This is a genomic window from Corallococcus carmarthensis, from assembly GCF_003611695.1.
GTDB lineage: Bacteria > Myxococcota > Myxococcia > Myxococcales > Myxococcaceae > Corallococcus > Corallococcus carmarthensis.
The window spans coordinates 1-15,051 of the sequence record NZ_RAWE01000027.1 but is presented as its reverse complement, the minus strand read 5'-3'; the positions used below and the strand labels follow the sequence as shown (position 1 = coordinate 15,051).

The following is a 15,051-nucleotide window of genomic DNA, read 5'->3' as shown; positions in this document are numbered from 1 at the left end:
GCTGGTCAACGACATGCCCCATGCCGAAGACAGTCGTAACGCGTCGCGTCCGCCCATCGTGCGCCGGACGTACCTGCTCGACCGAGAATTCCAGCTCAAATACATCTTGCTGCTCACCGGCATGGGCGCCGGGAGCATGCTGCTGTTCGGCGTGCTCGCGCAGCAGGTGAACCGCATGGCGGCCGAAGGGGGCCTGTCAGGCGAGGAGACGCTCTGGTGGCTCACCGGCGTCGCCACCGTGGGCCTGGGCATCGCGCTCGGGTTGTTCGGGCTGCTCTTCACGCACCGTGTGGCGGGCCCCGTCCACGTGATGAGCCTCTATGTCGCGGCGCTCGCGGCGGGCCGCTATCCGCGCCTGCGCCCCCTGCGGCGCAAGGACGAGCTGCGCGCCTTCTTCGGGCGCTTCAGTGAGGCGGTGGACCGCATCCGTCAGCGCGAGGCGGACGAGGCGCTCGCGCTGGAGAAGGCCCTGGCCGTCCTCAAGGACGTGGCCACCACCCCCGAGTCGCGCGAGGCCATGGCCACGCTGGAAGCCCTGCGCGCGCGCAAGCGCCAGGCGGTGGACACCTCCGCGCCGCCCGCCACGTTCAAGTCCGTGGCCTGACCCCATCCCTTTCCTCCAAGAGATTTCCCTCACATGAGCAGCCGACCCCGCATCGTCTTCATGGGCACGCCCGAGTTCGCCGTGGCCTCGCTGGAGGCCTGCTTCGACGTGGGCGACGTCGTGGCCGTCGTCACCCAGCCGGACAAGCCCAAGGGCCGGGGCAACGCCGTCACCGCGCCGCCCGTGAAGGAGCGCGCGCTGGAGAAGGGCATCCCGGTCCTCCAGCCGCAGAAGCTGCGCACGCCCCCGTTCGTGGAAGAGCTGCGCCAGTACGCCCCCGACGTCTGCGTGGTGACCGCGTACGGAAAGATCCTCCCCAAGGACCTGCTGGCCCTGCCCGCGAAGGGCTGCGTGAACGTGCACGCCTCGCTGCTGCCGCGCTTCCGGGGCGCCGCGCCCATCCAGTGGGCCATCGCGCACGGGGACAGCGAGACGGGCGTGTCGCTGATGGTGATGGATGAGGGCCTGGACACGGGCCCCGTGCTGGCGATGAAGCGGCTGCCCATCGCCGCGGATGAGACGAGCGCCACGCTGCACGCGAAGCTGTCCGCGCTGGGCGGCGACATCCTGCGGGAGTCCCTGCCGCGCTACCTCAAGGGCGAGCTGACGCCCCAGCCCCAGCCGTCCGAGGGCATGGTGCTGGCGCCCATCATCGACAAGGAGAACGGCAAGCTGGACTTCACGAAGCCCGCGGTGGAGCTGGACCGCCGCCTGCGCGCCTTCACGCCGTGGCCCGGCGCGTACACGCTCCTGGGTGGCAAGGTCTTCAAGGTGCACCGGATGCAGCCGGCGGCGGGGAAGGGGGAGCCCGGGACGGTGCTGTCCGCGGGGCCGGAGGGCATCGAGGTCGCTTGCGGCGAGGGCTCGGTCGTCTTCCTGGAGGTCCAGCCAGAGGGCAAGCGCGTGATGCGCGCGGGGGACTTCCTCTCCGGAAACAGATTGCAGCCGGGCAGTCAGCCGTTCACGTCGTGAGCGCGCCCCCGAGCGCCCTGTGGAATCCTCGCGTCATGGAGTCTCAAGGATGGGCATGAAGCTGCTGGTGTTGCACGGGCCGAACCTCAACCTCCTGGGAGAGCTCGAGGACGTCGCGGGGGGCCGCCTGCCGGACCTCGACGCGGCCCTGCGCGCGAAGGCGAAGGACCTGGGACTGGAGCTGACCATCGTCCAGTCCAACCACGAAGGGGTCCTCATCGACACGCTCCACGCCGAGCGCAAGAAGGTGGAGGGCATCCTCATCAACCCGGCGGGCTACTTCACGTCCTACGCGCTGAAGGAGGCGCTGGAGGCGGTGGGGCTGCCCGCCATCGAGGTGCTGCTCAAGCCGCCCGCGCGCGAGTCCGTGGTGGCCGAAGCGTGCGCCATGCAGGTGCTGGGGCTGCACGGCTTCGACCCGTACATCCAGGCGCTGGAGACCTTCGCGAGCGGCATCTTCCACCCCGCCATCCCCGGGCCGGTGAAGACGCTGGGCCGCCGCAAGAAGGGCGCCTCGGCGGAAGAGGACGAAGGCTCCCGGCCCAAGCCCAAGCTGGTGGGCCGCGTGCACCCGCTCAAGAAGGACGACGCGCCGGAGCCCACGCCGCTGGCCACGCCCGCGCGCTCGCTCAGGCGCACGGCGGAAGCCGGGGGACCGCTGAAGACGCTGGGCCGCAAGTCGGTGCCCACCGTCGTGAAGGGGGAGGGCAAGGCGGGCAAGACGCTGGGCCGCGCGGCGAAGGAAGGGGCCACGCCCGCGTCGGACCTGCTCACGCGGGCGCTCGTGCGCCAGAAGATCGCGGACCGGCTGGCCGGACGGCTCAGTGAAGCGGAGCTGGCCACCTGGGCCCGCGCGAAGTATCAGCAGGTCCAGCGTGGTGAGCCGGCGGAGAGCGGCCACCGCGAGCTCCTGGAGGACAGCCTCCAGAGCCTCACCCTGTCCCATCTGCCCGCGACGCGGCTGACGGACACGCAACTGGTGGACCTGATGACCCGGCTGGAAGAAGGATGAACGCCCGTATCCTCGCCATCAACATCCTGTCGCGCGTGCGCGCCACGGATGCCTACCTCAACGTGGTGCTGGACACGGTGCTGTCGGAGTCGCCGCCGAAGGACCCCCGCGACGCGGCGCTCGTCACCGAGCTGACCTACGGCACCACCCGCCGGCAGCTGGCGCTGGACTACGCCATCACCCGCTTCGCGGACCGCAAGCTGGACGCGCTGGAGGACAAGGTCCTGGCCGCCCTGCGCGTGGGCGCCTACCAGCTCTTCCACACCCGCGTGCCCGCGCGCGCCGCCGTGGCGGAGACCGTCCAGGCCCTCAAGGACGTGGGCCTGGGGCGCGCGGCGGGCTTCACCAACGCCATCCTGCGCAAGCTGTCGGAGCTGCCGTCGCCGCCGCTGCCAGCGCAGACGGACCCGGTGGAGTACCTGTCCGTGCGCGAAAGCCATCCGCGCTGGCTGGTGGAGCGGTGGATCCGCCAGTTCGGCCGCGAGCGCGCGGAGGCGATGCTCGTCGCCAACAACCTGCCGCCCGCCGTCGTCGTGCGCGCCAACACCTCCAAGGTGACGCGCGACGCGCTGCTCGCGCAGTTCAAGGACGTGGGCGTGGACGCGCGCGCCACGGACGCGTCGCCCGTGGGCATCATCCTGCCCTCCGTGGGCCGCGTGGAGGACCTGTACGGCTACTCCGAAGGGCTGTGGCAGGTGCAGGACGAGGCCGCGCAGCTGGTGGGCGTCTACGGCGCCATCCCGGAGTCCGCGCGCGTGCTGGACGCGTGCGCCGCGCCGGGCGGCAAGGCCTGCCACCAGGCGGAGACGCACGACGTCGTCGCGGTGGACCTGCACGCCAACAAGCTGCGGAAGATCGACGCGGAGGCCCAGCGGCTGGGGCTGTCCGGCCGCCTGAAGGCCTACGCGCACGACGCGGCCGAACCGTTCCCCGAAAGCTGGGGCGAGTTCCACGCGGTGGTGGTGGACGCGCCGTGCTCCGGACTGGGCACGCTGCGCCGGCACCCGGAGCTGCGCTATCGCCGCAAGGAGGAGGACGTGGCCCGGCTGGCCACGCTCCAGCGGCGCATCCTGGAGAACTGCCAGGAGGCGGTGCCGGCTGGCGGCCTGCTCGTCTATGCCGTCTGCACGCCGGAGCCACAGGAGGGCCAGGACCAGGTGGACATGTTCCTGCGCAGCCACCCGGAGTGGACGGCCGAGCCGCCCGTGCTGCCCGGCCTCAAGCTGCCGCTCGCCCAGGCCTGGCTGCGCACGCTGCCCGGACCGGAGGGCTACGACGGCTTCTTCGCGGCCCGGCTGCGCAAGCTCTACTGAGCCGGGCCGGGCGCGGACCGCAGGGCGACGCTTCAGTCGTCCTGCGGAATCAGGGCGGCCTGCTTGAAGGCCTCCAGCACCGCGGCGGACGCGCGGTCCAGGTACTTGCCCTTGCGGATGAGCAGACCGATGGGGCGCGACACGGGCCCCTCCGCGAAGGGCTTCGCCACCAGCGAGCTGTTCTTGATCTCCGCGTGGGCCGTGGCGAGCGGAAGGATGGCCACGCCCAGGCCCATCTCCACCGCGCGCTTGATGGTCTCCACGTTGTCCATCTCCATCACGGGATTGATGTCGATGTTCTTCTCGCGGAACAGGCGGTCCAGGGCCTTGCGCGTGGGGGCTTCCCGGTCGAAGGCGATGAAGGGCACGCCCGACAGCGCGGTGACGCTCACCTTCGCCTTGCTGGCGAACGCGTGGTTGGGCGCGCAGACCACCGCCAGCTTGTCGTCGCGGAACGGCAGGATGTCCACGCCCGCGCGCGGCTGCGGATAGGCCACGATGCCAATCTCCGCCGCGCCCAGAATCACGTCGTCGTAGACCTGATCATTGCGCCGGTAGTTCAGGCGCATGTTGACCTTGGGGTGCGTCTTCAACAGCTGCTTCTGCACCACGTTCAGCTCGTGCAGACCCACCGAGTAGATGGTGGACACGGTGGTCGCGCCCTGGACCTCCGTGGCCTGCTCGCGGATCTCCTGCTCCACCTCCGCGAAGCGCGCCAATATCTCCTTGCAGCCCCGGAACAGGCGCTCACCCGCGGGCGTGGGCGTCACCTGCCGCGCGCTGCGCGAGAGCAGCTTCTGCTCGTAGCGGTTCTCCAGCGCGCGAATCTGCTGGCTCACCGCGGACTGGGTCACGTGATTGAGCTGCGCCGCGCGCGAGAACGAGCCTGTCTCGACCACGTCACAGAACATCTTCAACGATTCGAGCTGCATGGGCCGTCTCCTACCCTCAAACCTAATGGCCGGGCCAGTGGTAATTAGTTGACCTACCCCGCGCGCGAAAATGACCTACAGGGAAGGTGCGCCCGGCTGCTTGCGCGCCGCGGCGAAATCTTGGGCTCTCAAACGCTGGAGTCATGGGAGCCGCCAGGGGAGTCGTCAGGAGCGTTGGGGGGACGCGGCCGGGTGAGGGCGAAGAGGGCGGCGCCCAGGGCGACGAGCGCACCCCCGCAGAGCGTCTGCACGCGGCCCAGGTCGCGCTCCGCCCCCTGGATGAGCTGGCATTCCTGCGCGGACAGGCCGGCGCAGTCCGCGGGGACGAAGACGGCCTTCACGCCCAGGACGAGCAGCCCCAGGCCTCCCAGGAGCATGCCCGCCACCAGCCCGAGCGCCGCGGCGCGCAGGACGGAGGCACCCCGGGGTGGAGGCAGGGAGGTCATGGGCCGGGAGGCGTAGCACCGTCCCGGGCCGGAAGGGACAGGGGAGGGTGTCCCGGGCGTATGCTTCCGGACCATGCGAATCCTGTACGGGGTCGTCGGCGAAGGGATGGGCCACGCCACGCGTTCACGCGTGCTGCTGGAGGCGCTGACGAAGGAACACGAGGTCCACATCGTGGTGTCGGGGCGGGCGCAGCACTACCTGGCCCAGCGCTTCCAGAACGTGCACGGCATCTGGGGGCTGACCATCGCCTACGAAGGCAACTCGGTGAAGAAGTGGCAGACGGTGCTGCAGAACCTGAAGGGCGCCGTGACGGGCTGGCCGCAGAACGTGCGCCAGTACTTCGACCTGGTGGAAGGCTTCAAGCCGGACGTGGTGGTGAGCGACTTCGAAACGTTCAGCTACCTGTTCGCGAAGAACCACCGGTTGCCCGTCATCAGCGTGGACAACATGCAGATCATCAACCGCTGTCAGCACGACCCGGCGCTGCTCGCGGGCCACGAGGAGAGCTTCGAAGCCACGCGCGCCATCGTGAAGGCGAAGCTGCCCGGCGCCTTCCACTACCTGGCCACGACGTTCTTCTACCCGCCGGTGCGCAAGCGCCGCACCACGCTGGCGCCGTCCATCCTGCGGCCGGAGATCCTGGCGGCGAAGCCGGAGGCCGGTGAGCACCTGCTCGTGTACCAGACGGCGACGACGAACACGCACCTGCCGGAAATCCTCAAGCAGTCCGGCGTGCCGTGCCGCGTGTATGGCCTGCGCCGCGACCTGAAGGAGGACGTGGTGGACGGCAACCTCACCTACCGGCCCTTCAGCGAGGCGGGCTTCATCGACGACCTGCGCACCGCGCGCGCGGTGGTGGCGGGCGGTGGCTACACGCTGATGAGCGAAGCCGTGTACCTGCACAAGCCGCTGCTCAGCATCCCCGTGGGCGGCCAGTTCGAACAGGTGCTCAATGCCCTGTACCTGGAGAAGCTGGGGTACGGGATGTATGTGAAGGAGTTGAGCCTGGACGCGCTGAAGACGTTCCTGGGCCGCGTGCCCGCCTGCGCGGAGGCCCTCAAGGGCTACGAGCAGGACGGGAACGTGAAGATGCTCAGCGCGCTGAACGACCAGCTGGCGCAGGCGTACGAGCACCGCGGCCACTGGCGCATGGAGCTGGCGGAGATGGACGGCAAGGCTTAACGCCTTCGTCCACCGGGGTGTCCCCGCGAGCTCAGTGCAGGGACACCTCGTTCTCGTTGTTGCGCTCCGCCGCGCGGCGGCTCATCTCCGTGAGCCAGGAGCGGGTGAGGGGCGTCTCGCTCTCGCTGCCCTTGAAGCGCTCCGGGGTGCTGTCCTGGGGCAGCAGCCGGTTCACCGCGTCCAGCACCAGGGCGGTGAGGTTGGGCGCCAGGGCGCGTCCCACCGCGCCCAGCTTCGCGGGCATGCCCACCAGCGCCTCCGCGTCACCCCGGCGGCAGGCTTCGATGATCTTCCGCGCCACGCGCTCGGCGCTCATCGAGATGCCCATCATCGCATTGCTCACGTGGAACCACGCGTACTCCTTCTCGTGGTCGCCCTTGAAGTTCGCGTTGCGCGGGCTGCCCGTGCGGATGAGGGACGGGCACGCCGTCGTCACGCGGATGCCGTCCTGGGCCAGCTCCGTGCGCAGCCCGTCCGACAGGCCGACCAGCGCGAACTTGCTCGCGGAGTACGGCACCAGGTGCGGGATGCTCAGCTTGCCGCCCATGGAGGCGACGTTGACGATGCGGCCCTCGCCGCGCGCCTTCATGGCCGGCGCCACCGCGAGCGTCGTGTACAGCGGCCCCCACAGGTGGACGTCCACCGCCTCCTCGAAGTCCTCCAGCGTCATGGACTCCAGCGGGCCCACCATGATGACGCCCGCGTTGTTGATGAGCACGTCCACCGCGCCCCACCGCTCGTGGACGGCGCCCACCATCGCGTCCACCTGCACCTGGTCGCGCACGTCGCAGCGCAGGGACAGCACCTCCCCCCCGATGCGCTCCAGGTCCGCGTGGGCACGCTTCAGCGAGTCGACGTCCCGGCCGCAGATGGCCACGCGCGCGCCCTCGTCCAGCAGCATGCGCGCCATCACCAGCCCCAGCCCTCGCGAGCCTCCGGTGATGACCACCACCTTGTCCTTGAAGCTGAAGCGCGCACGCAGCGCGCGCCTCAGCCCCACGGCGGCGCCCACCCCGGCGGCAATCGCGCCCAGGGAGAGGCCCTTTCGCTCGGTGTGTCGTCGGTCGGCCATGGTGCGATTCTCCAGGGATGGGTGGGGAGCCGGGGCGCTAGGGATTGGAGGCCGCGACCTGGTCCTCCTGCTCGCGGGACACCTCGCCGTGGAGCGCGGGCGTTTCCTGGCCGGGCAGGTTCTTGAGCAGCGCGCGCACGCGGCGCAGGGCGTCCTTGCCGCCAATGCGGTTCTTCATCCGTCCGTCCGTGCCGAAGAGGAGGAAGGCGGGGTGCTTGTCCACGCCGTAGGCCTTGGCCATGGAACCGTCATCCATGGCGATGGGGTAGCGCAGGCCGTGCTCGCGCGCGAAGCCCTCCACCTTGTTGGTGTCGCGCAGCTCCGTCTCCGAATGGGTGACGTCCACGCCAATGACCTTCAGGCCCTTGGGCCCGTAGTCCACCACCCACTGGTTCACGGCCTCGAACTGCGCGGCGCAGTCCTCGCAGTCCATGGTCCAGAAGTGCAGGAGGACGGGCAGTCCATCGAGCTCCGAGACGTGGACGGGGGCATTCACCCACCCGCCATCCGGGTCCAGGAGCGTGAGCGGGATTTTCGTCGAGGCCATGCGAGCTCCCTATGGGAAGTGGAAAGCGCTTCAACGGGACGTGACTCAAGCTATGCATGCGTCACCGGTTGCTCCCGGCTGCGCGCCCGTCCGCTCGCCTGTCCGGCAAGGTGTGGTGGCCTGCTCCGCCCCCCGGTGGGCAGGCAGGCGGCATGGAGGACGTGATGCGCATCCCCGACTTCGAACTGGAGCGGTACTTCGCGCGCTGGGAGTTCGCCGCGCCCTACCTGCTGTGCGCGTCCGACGTGGAGGGCTGGCGCATGGCGGACCTGCTGGCGCTCGCGTCGCCGGAGGACCGCGCCCGCTGGGACGGCCTGACGCTCGGCTACACGGAGACGCCCGGCATGCCCGCGCTGCGCGACGCCATCGCTGGGATGTACCCGGACCTGTGCTCCGAGGACGTCCTCACCTTCGCGGGCGCGCAGGAGGCGCTGTTCGTCGCGATGAACGTCCAGCTGGGCCCCGGCACGCACGCCGTCGTCACGTGGCCGGGCTACCAGTCCCTGTATGAAGTGGCGCGCGCCACCGGCGCGGACGTGACGCTGTTGCCGTTGCGCGAAGAGGACGGCTGGGCGCTGGACCTGGACGCGCTCACGGCGGCGCTGCGCCCCGACACGCGCATGGTCGTGGTGAACTTCCCGCACAACCCCACGGGCTCGCTGCCGGACCGCGCCACCTTCCAGAAGCTGTGCGCGCTGTGCGAAGCGCGCGGCATCCACCTCTTCTCCGACGAGGTGTACCGGCTGCTGGAGTACGACGCGAACGACACGCTGCCGCCCGCCGCGTCGTGCTTCACGAAGGGCGTGAGCCTGGGCGTGATGTCCAAGGCGTTCGGCCTGGCGGGGCTGCGCGTGGGCTGGCTCGCGACCCGGGACGCGGCGCTGCTGGCGCGCTGCCGCGCCTTCAAGGACTACACCTCGCTCTGCAACAGCGCCCCCAGCGAGCTGCTGTCCCTCATCGCGCTGCGCGCCCGCGAGCGCGTGCTGGAGCGCAGCCGCGGGCTGCTCACCGCGAACCTCGCGCGGCTGGATGACTTCTTCGCCCGCCACGCGGACACCTTCCACTGGGTGCGCCCGCGCGCCGGCAGCGTGGCCTTCCCCCGTCTGTCGCGAAACATCCCGGTGGCTCGTTTCACTGAGTCATTGATTACCCGCGAGGGCGTATTGCTGTTGCCGGGTGACGTGTATGGCTTTCCCGGCAATCACTTCCGGTTGGGGTTGGGGCGCGCCAACCTGCCGGAAGCACTGGAGCGGCTGGAACGCTTCGTACGGGACGGGGGCCTGGACGCGCTGGGGTGACGCCGCGGGGCGGCGCGATGCGTCAGGGTTTCCACTGACGACTGGACTTTCGGCTTATCGCGTTCATCTGAAACAACCCCTAGAGTGGTCGTCCCCTCGCCCGGCCTGGGGCCGTGCGGAAGCCCTCTCATCCCCCCGAGAGGCCAGGAGACACACCCCGATGAAGATGCTGATTGGCGCGGCCGTGACCGCCGCGACGCTGTTGGTGGGTACCGAAGCCGCCGCGACGAACTACACGCTGTGGATCCACGGCCGGAACGGCAACACGACGAAGGCGGGCAACTACGCCGACTTCAGCTACTGGGGGCCCGCCACCACCGCGGCGGGCATCAACAAGAAGGCGGTCAACTGGAACGGCACGCAGCGCGTGGGTTCGGAGAACTACCGCATCCGCAACGCGCTGGACTGCTTCTGCACGGGCACGAACTCCTGCTACATCGCCGCGCACAGCGCCGGTGACCTGCAGATCGGCTACGCGCTGTCGCTGTACGGCGCCAGCACGCGTCAGGTGAAGAACGCCACGCCCAACGCCAACGGCGAATGCGGCAACGTGGGCACCTCCACGCAGACGGGCTGGAACATCAAGTGGGTGGCCGTGGCGTCCGGCGCGGGCGGCGGCAGCGAGCTGGCGGACCACGGCGACTGGGCGGTGAGCGAGCCCCTGGTGAGCGACCTGGTCACCACCACGGCGCGCTCCATGTACAACCACAACGCCACGGCCAACGTGGAGTTCCTCATGTTCGCCGGCTCCAAGGGGACGCTGTACTCCGGCATCCTCCCGGGCCAGGACGACGAGGCGGTGTCCTACCACTCCACGGGCGGTGTCTCCGGCAGCAGCGGCGGGTCCTACTGCAACCCGGGCGACTGGTTCTGCGGCGGCACGCTCAACCTGCTCAAGAACGCGTGCAGCGACGGCCGGGCGAAGTGGAGCTTCCACTCCGTGTACCTCCGCGACGACGGTGAGTCGTACAACCACTACGCCAACGGCACCTGGGGCGGCATCGTCTCCAAGGTGCGTGAGTACATGGTCCAGTACGCGTACTAGAATGACGGCTTCCCCCGCCCCCTCCGGCGAAGCCTGCTCATGACTCCCGACGACGGTCCTGTCTCTTCCGCCTCCCGGCTGCGCCACGGCCGATGGTTGCTTGCCCTTGTGCCCCTGGTGCTCGCGGGTGGGGCGTTCTTCTGGTGGCAGGGAAGTGAAGGGGCCGAAGCGCCGGAGGGCGCACCGGAGCCTGCCTCCGCTCCGGTGGCCAACCCCCGCGAGGTGGCGCGGGCACCGGCGGAGCGCGGCGGCACGGCCCTGGCGGCCGAGTCCGCCGCGCCGTCACTGCTCAGCCCGGAGGCCCGCGAGCGCGAGGCCCGCCGCGAGCTGTGGCAGAAGCGGCTGGAGCGCGCGAAGCGCTCGTTGGAGTCCTACGTGGCGGCCACGCGCTATCCGCCCGAGTCGCGGCCCAGCCGCGAGCACCCGGATCAGATGGAGCTGGCGGAGCCGGAGCGCACGCGGCCGCTCAGCCCGAAGGCGTCGGAGGACGGCACCTCCGACGTGCAGCTGCGGCTCAAGCAGGACAAGGTGTTCGTCGTCGGTGACGAAGCGGTGCTCTTCAGCGTGGCGTGCGAGGACTCGCGCCGCACGCCGCAGCCTTGCGAGGTGGTGTCCGCGCTGGCGCACGAGGCGGAGCACATGGCGGGCGCTGGCGGTGTCCCGGGCGTGCCGGTGACCTTCGCGGACATGGGCCAGGGCGGCGACGCGGTGGCGGGTGACGGGATGCTCACCGGGCGCTTCCAGCCGTCGAAGCAGGGCTTCGCGATGTTCTCCGGCACACTGCGCGTGGACGTGCGCGTGCGCTCGGGTTCGGTGGAGGACTCGGCGTTCTTCGACGTGCTCTATACGCCCGCGCCGCCGGCCACCTTCACCCGCAGGGTGCGCGAGGCGGTGGAGGCGGGGTCGCTGGACCTGTACCTGTCCGTCCAGGTCCGCAAGGCGGGGCGGTACGTGGTGTCCGGCCGGCTGGACGACGAAGGCGGCGTGCCGTTCGCGTCGGTGTCGTTCAACGAGGAGCTGCAGGAGGGGTTGCAGGAGGTGAAGCTCAACGTCTTCGGCAAGCTCATCCGCGACGAGGCGCCCACGTTCCCGCTGACCCTGCGCGACGTGGAGGGCTTCCTGCTCAAGGAGATGGGCGACCCGGACCGCGAGCTGATGGTCACGATGCGCGGGCCCGTGCACACCACGCGCGAGTACACGCTCCAGCAGTTCTCGCCCGCGGAGTGGCGGAGCCCGGAGCGCGACCGCTACACGAACGAGCTGGAGAAGGACGTCATGGAGGCGCAGAAGCAGCTGGACGCCGCGCTCTCCGACACGCCCGCGCCCTGAGCGTCACCTGGGCATCACCCGAGCGTCACCCGGACTTCAGGGCCGGGTGACGGCGGGCTCATGACTCGAGCGGCGGCGGAGGAGGCGTGGCGGCCGCGTCGACCTCCACGAAGTCGGCGTCCTGCACGTCCTCGATGTCCACCGTCGCGACGGCGGGCTCGGACACCGGCGCCTCCACCTCCGCGGCCACCACGACGCTGGGCTCCGCTTCGGCGGCGCGCGTCTCAGGCCGCGCGGGCGGGGCCTCCACGCCGGGAGCCGTTCCGTAGTGGGCCTCCGCGTACGCGGCGGAGTAGGCGGCTTCGGCCTGCACGGCCTCCATCGTGAAGTCGTCCGCGTCCGCGAGGAAGTCATTCGGACGGGGGGCGTTCAGCGCTGCTTCCTGGGACAGGTCCGGTCCGCTGTCCTCCATCGTGGCCAGGAACCCGTCCGAATCGTCCGGCGCACCGGACGCCTCCAGTCCGTCCGCGTCGCCGGATGAATCCAGGGCCGCGTCGTCCGCGTCCAGGCCGTCGCTCAGCGCGCTCAGCTCCTCGTCGCTCAGGCCGGACAGGTCGCCGGACTCCAGGAGGAACAGCAGGTCCTCCGCCTCCTGCGCGGAGACGGTGCTCGGCATGGTGTCCAGGTTCTGCAGCTCCCACGCGGCCGCGTCGGGCGACAGGATGTCGGAAGGATCCATGGACGGATCCGCCGGCGGGGCTTCAGCGCGGCGCTCCGCCTGCTGGAAGTGGCGCGCCTGCAGCATCGGCGTGGACGTCTGCGGCGTGCCCAGAAGCTGTGCGTACGCGGGCCCGGCCTCCTCGAAGCTGCTCTCCCCCGCGAAGGTGCGCAGCTGGGCGTTCTCCAGCAGCGCGGCCCGGGGCTCCGGAGCCTCCAGGCCCGACGCGCGGCCCCGCGCCTCCGAGGACGGCCCCGGCGTCAGCCCCAGGTCCGCGAGCAGCGCACCCGCCAGGTCGCCGTCGGCGTCCGCCTGGAAGTCGCTCGTGTCGGCGAAGCCCCGCCGCACCGGCTCCACTGGCGTCATGGGGTCCTGCTTCACCGGGGCGGTGACCTCCAGCTCGGAGGAGATGGACCAGGCCCGGGACGTCGAGATGCCAGAACCCACTCGGCGGATGGATGTCATGGTTCTCCTCGGGTGATGGCCCGCAGGTCGGGCGGCTCATGCATTGTCCGCCGGGGCCGGCAGGAGTTGCTAGGGGGCTTCACGCGATCCCCATTGGCCCCGATGCCCGATATCCTACCGGCGCCCATGACTCCCACCCTTGCTCCACACGTGGACGCCGGTCCCGCGTCCTCCCACGAAGTCCGCCCTGGCCTTCGGGGTGTCCCGCTCGTTGAAAAGTCACGGCGGGGCGGGGCGGAGACGACCGCAACGTCGGTCGGCGGACAGGCGGGTGTGGGCGCGCGGAGGGAACGCGCACCCGGACGTTCTCCAGAGGCGAGAACCCCGTGGGGGCGTCCCGGGGGCGAAGAGACCGGGCCGTTGGCCTCCCGTTTGCTGTCCGGGAGCCCAGCCAGGAGGCGGTGGTGATGAGATTCGAGAGCGCGGGGCAGACCCACATCGGTCGCCGGCCGCACAATGAAGACGCCTATTGCGTGCTGCCCGAACGCGGGCTGTTCGTGGTGGCGGACGGGTTGGGCGGGCAGGAGGGCGGGGAGGTCGCCAGCCAGTGCGTGGTGGACACCTTCGCGGGGTTCAGCGACCGGCTGGACCGCGACCGCGACGGCACCTGGCCGGACGCGGTGGACCCCGCCAGGAGCCGCGAGGAGAACTACCTGGCCGCGTGCACCGCGCTCGCCCAGCGCACCCTGCGCGTGCGCCGCGTGGGCAAGCTCAAGGAGATGGCCTCCACGGTGGTGGCGCTCGCGGTGGGAGAGCGCTGGGCCGCGGTGGCCCACGTGGGTGACAGCCGCCTGTACCGCCTGCGCGAGGACCGCCTGGAGTCGCTCACGCGCGACCACTCGCTCATCGAGGAGCTGCGGGCCGCGGGCCGGGAGCCGCCCGGCAATCCCGCCAACCTGCGCCACCTCATCACCCGCGCCCTGGGCACGGAGAACGCGGAGCCCACCGTGCAGCGTCTGGAGACGCAGCCAGGGGACGTCTTCCTGCTGTGCTCGGACGGGCTGTATGAGCCGCTGGGCCCGGAGCTGCTGAAGGAGCAGCTGCGCGCGCCTTCCGCCCAGGCCGCGTGTGACGCGCTCGTCACCGCCGCGTACGAAGCGGGGGGCCGCGACAACATCACCGCCGTCGTGCTGCGCGTGGCGGCCTGAAGTCTACCCACTGTGTCACACGCTGGGAGTGCGTGGGCCTTGAACCCCTCAGGTCGGTCCTGAACGCCGACCCTACGCGATGGGTCCGCAACGACGGAGGGGAGTCACCCGGCACAGGGACTTCAATCCTTCGCATCTTCCAGGTTAATCTGGGGCCTCCCCCTCGCGTCTCCCCCTCCCTCGTCCGAGCACCCGTTGCGTATGACGCTCAGCCTTGCCGCGCGCCTGACCGCGGCCCTCACCGCCGTTGTCATCACCCTCACGCTGCTGACCGTGACCCTGATGGGGTTGTCGCTGCGCTCGCGCGTGGAGTCGGAGATGGCCTCCGCCCTGACGCGGGATGCGACCCGTTGGGAGGCGTTGAAGGACCAGGAGCTGCGGGTGCTGGCGGAGCTGGGGCACGTGGCGGTGGCGAACCCCGCGTTCACGCGGGCCTTCTCCGTGGCGCGCCCGGAGGCCGCGACCCTGCTGAACGAGCAGCGCGCGCTGCTGGGCGTGGACCTGCTGGTGCTGGTGGGCGTGGACGGTACGGTGATCGCGTCCACGGGCGAGCAGGACCTGCCGGGGCTTCCGAAGGTGGTGCGCCAGCAGGGGCAGGTGCTGCTGCCGGCCGCGGGCGCGCCGCTGCTCGCGGTGGCGCAGACGCTCCAGGCCCACGGCGCGCCGGTGGGCTACCTGGTGGTGGGAGCGGAGCTGGGCACGCAGGAGCTGGGGCGGCTGGGCGCGGGCAGCGAACACCTGGAGTCGCTGCTGCACGTGGGCCCCCGGCTGGTGGCGCAGTCGCTGCACTCGGTCCAGGCTCCGGCGCTGCTGGGCGCGAGCCAGGGCGAAGCGGACGGCGCCGAGGTGGACGTGGGCGGCACGTCGCTGCACGTGTCGCGGGTGCAGGTGGGGGAGGGGCTGGAGCTGGTGCTGGCGCGCGGCGCCCAGGCGGAGTGGGCGCGGATGCGCTCCACGCTGATGGGGGTGCTGGGGCTGGGGCTGTTCGCTGGCTCTTATACACATCTCCGAGCCCACGAGACGCTCA

14 protein-coding genes and 1 pseudogene are annotated in these 15,051 nt (G+C 70.7%); 10 read left to right on the top strand and 5 right to left on the bottom strand.

The window, feature by feature from the left end:
* Nucleotides 1-13 precede the first annotated feature (13 nt).
* The 4 genes from D7X32_RS10450 to rsmB are packed head-to-tail and all read left to right on the top strand — an operon-like array spanning nucleotide 14 to nucleotide 3,901.
* The gene (locus D7X32_RS10450; protein WP_120602377.1) at nucleotides 14-604 is read left to right on the top strand and encodes a signal protein; all 591 of its coding nucleotides are present in this window, start codon (nucleotides 14-16) and stop codon (nucleotides 602-604) included.
* Between the two features lie 33 nt (nucleotides 605-637).
* On the top strand, nucleotides 638-1,576 hold the full coding sequence (gene fmt, locus D7X32_RS10445; protein ID WP_120602376.1) for a methionyl-tRNA formyltransferase: 939 nt from the start codon (nucleotides 638-640) through the stop codon (nucleotides 1,574-1,576).
* A gap of 49 nt (nucleotides 1,577-1,625) precedes the next feature.
* Nucleotides 1,626-2,588, top strand: a complete 963-nt coding sequence (locus D7X32_RS10440; protein WP_171448533.1) for a type II 3-dehydroquinate dehydratase — start codon at nucleotides 1,626-1,628, stop codon at nucleotides 2,586-2,588.
* Nucleotides 2,585-3,901, top strand: coding sequence for a 16S rRNA (cytosine(967)-C(5))-methyltransferase RsmB (gene rsmB, locus D7X32_RS10435; protein ID WP_120602375.1), 1,317 nt, complete (start codon nucleotides 2,585-2,587; stop codon nucleotides 3,899-3,901). The genes D7X32_RS10440 and rsmB overlap by 4 nt, the downstream gene beginning before the upstream one ends.
* A gap of 32 nt (nucleotides 3,902-3,933) precedes the next feature.
* On the opposite strand, the gene D7X32_RS10430 is transcribed toward rsmB, so the two are convergent.
* Both D7X32_RS10430 and D7X32_RS10425 read right to left on the bottom strand, forming a co-directional pair.
* Complete coding sequence (locus tag D7X32_RS10430; protein WP_120602374.1) at nucleotides 3,934-4,833, bottom strand: LysR family transcriptional regulator; 900 nt, start codon at nucleotides 4,831-4,833, stop codon at nucleotides 3,934-3,936.
* 128 nt (nucleotides 4,834-4,961) lie between these two features.
* Nucleotides 4,962-5,279, bottom strand: coding sequence for a hypothetical protein (locus D7X32_RS10425; protein WP_120602373.1), 318 nt, complete (start codon nucleotides 5,277-5,279; stop codon nucleotides 4,962-4,964).
* A 73-nt stretch (nucleotides 5,280-5,352) separates the two neighbouring features.
* Here D7X32_RS10425 and D7X32_RS10420 point away from each other — a divergent pair, with 73 nt between their 5' ends.
* Nucleotides 5,353-6,462, top strand: coding sequence for an MJ1255/VC2487 family glycosyltransferase (locus tag D7X32_RS10420; RefSeq protein WP_120602372.1), 1,110 nt, complete (start codon nucleotides 5,353-5,355; stop codon nucleotides 6,460-6,462).
* A gap of 31 nt (nucleotides 6,463-6,493) precedes the next feature.
* On the opposite strand, the gene D7X32_RS10415 is transcribed toward D7X32_RS10420, so the two are convergent.
* Both D7X32_RS10415 and D7X32_RS10410 read right to left on the bottom strand, forming a co-directional pair.
* Nucleotides 6,494-7,534 carry an SDR family NAD(P)-dependent oxidoreductase gene (locus D7X32_RS10415; RefSeq protein ID WP_120602371.1) on the bottom strand — a complete coding sequence of 347 codons (1,041 nt, stop codon included), beginning with the start codon at nucleotides 7,532-7,534 and terminating at the stop codon, nucleotides 6,494-6,496.
* 37 nt (nucleotides 7,535-7,571) lie between these two features.
* The gene (locus tag D7X32_RS10410) at nucleotides 7,572-8,081 is read right to left on the bottom strand and encodes a peroxiredoxin family protein (protein ID WP_120602370.1); all 510 of its coding nucleotides are present in this window, start codon (nucleotides 8,079-8,081) and stop codon (nucleotides 7,572-7,574) included.
* Between the two features lie 164 nt (nucleotides 8,082-8,245).
* On the opposite strand from D7X32_RS10410, the gene D7X32_RS10405 reads away from it, so the two are divergent.
* The 3 genes from D7X32_RS10405 to D7X32_RS10395 all read left to right on the top strand — a co-directional run bounded on the left by D7X32_RS10405 (nucleotide 8,246) and on the right by D7X32_RS10395 (nucleotide 11,753).
* Nucleotides 8,246-9,379, top strand: a complete 1,134-nt coding sequence (locus D7X32_RS10405) for an aminotransferase class I/II-fold pyridoxal phosphate-dependent enzyme (RefSeq protein WP_120602410.1) — start codon at nucleotides 8,246-8,248, stop codon at nucleotides 9,377-9,379.
* A 160-nt stretch (nucleotides 9,380-9,539) separates the two neighbouring features.
* Nucleotides 9,540-10,424: a hypothetical protein gene (locus D7X32_RS10400; protein ID WP_120602369.1), complete on the top strand. Its 885-nt coding sequence runs from the start codon at nucleotides 9,540-9,542 to the stop codon at nucleotides 10,422-10,424.
* Nucleotides 10,425-10,463: 39 nt separating this feature from the next.
* Nucleotides 10,464-11,753, top strand: coding sequence for a hypothetical protein (locus tag D7X32_RS10395; protein ID WP_120602368.1), 1,290 nt, complete (start codon nucleotides 10,464-10,466; stop codon nucleotides 11,751-11,753).
* 58 nt (nucleotides 11,754-11,811) lie between these two features.
* On the opposite strand, the gene D7X32_RS10390 is transcribed toward D7X32_RS10395, so the two are convergent.
* Complete coding sequence (locus tag D7X32_RS10390) at nucleotides 11,812-12,876, bottom strand: hypothetical protein (protein WP_147450099.1); 1,065 nt, start codon at nucleotides 12,874-12,876, stop codon at nucleotides 11,812-11,814.
* Nucleotides 12,877-13,283: 407 nt separating this feature from the next.
* On the opposite strand from D7X32_RS10390, the gene D7X32_RS10385 reads away from it, so the two are divergent.
* Both D7X32_RS10385 and D7X32_RS10380 read left to right on the top strand, forming a co-directional pair.
* Nucleotides 13,284-14,024 (top strand): PP2C family protein-serine/threonine phosphatase, encoded by a 741-nt coding sequence (locus D7X32_RS10385; RefSeq protein WP_120602366.1) that lies wholly within the window; start codon nucleotides 13,284-13,286, stop codon nucleotides 14,022-14,024.
* A gap of 201 nt (nucleotides 14,025-14,225) precedes the next feature.
* Nucleotides 14,226-15,051 (top strand): annotated as a pseudogene (locus D7X32_RS10380) (methyl-accepting chemotaxis protein); the annotation flags it as partial.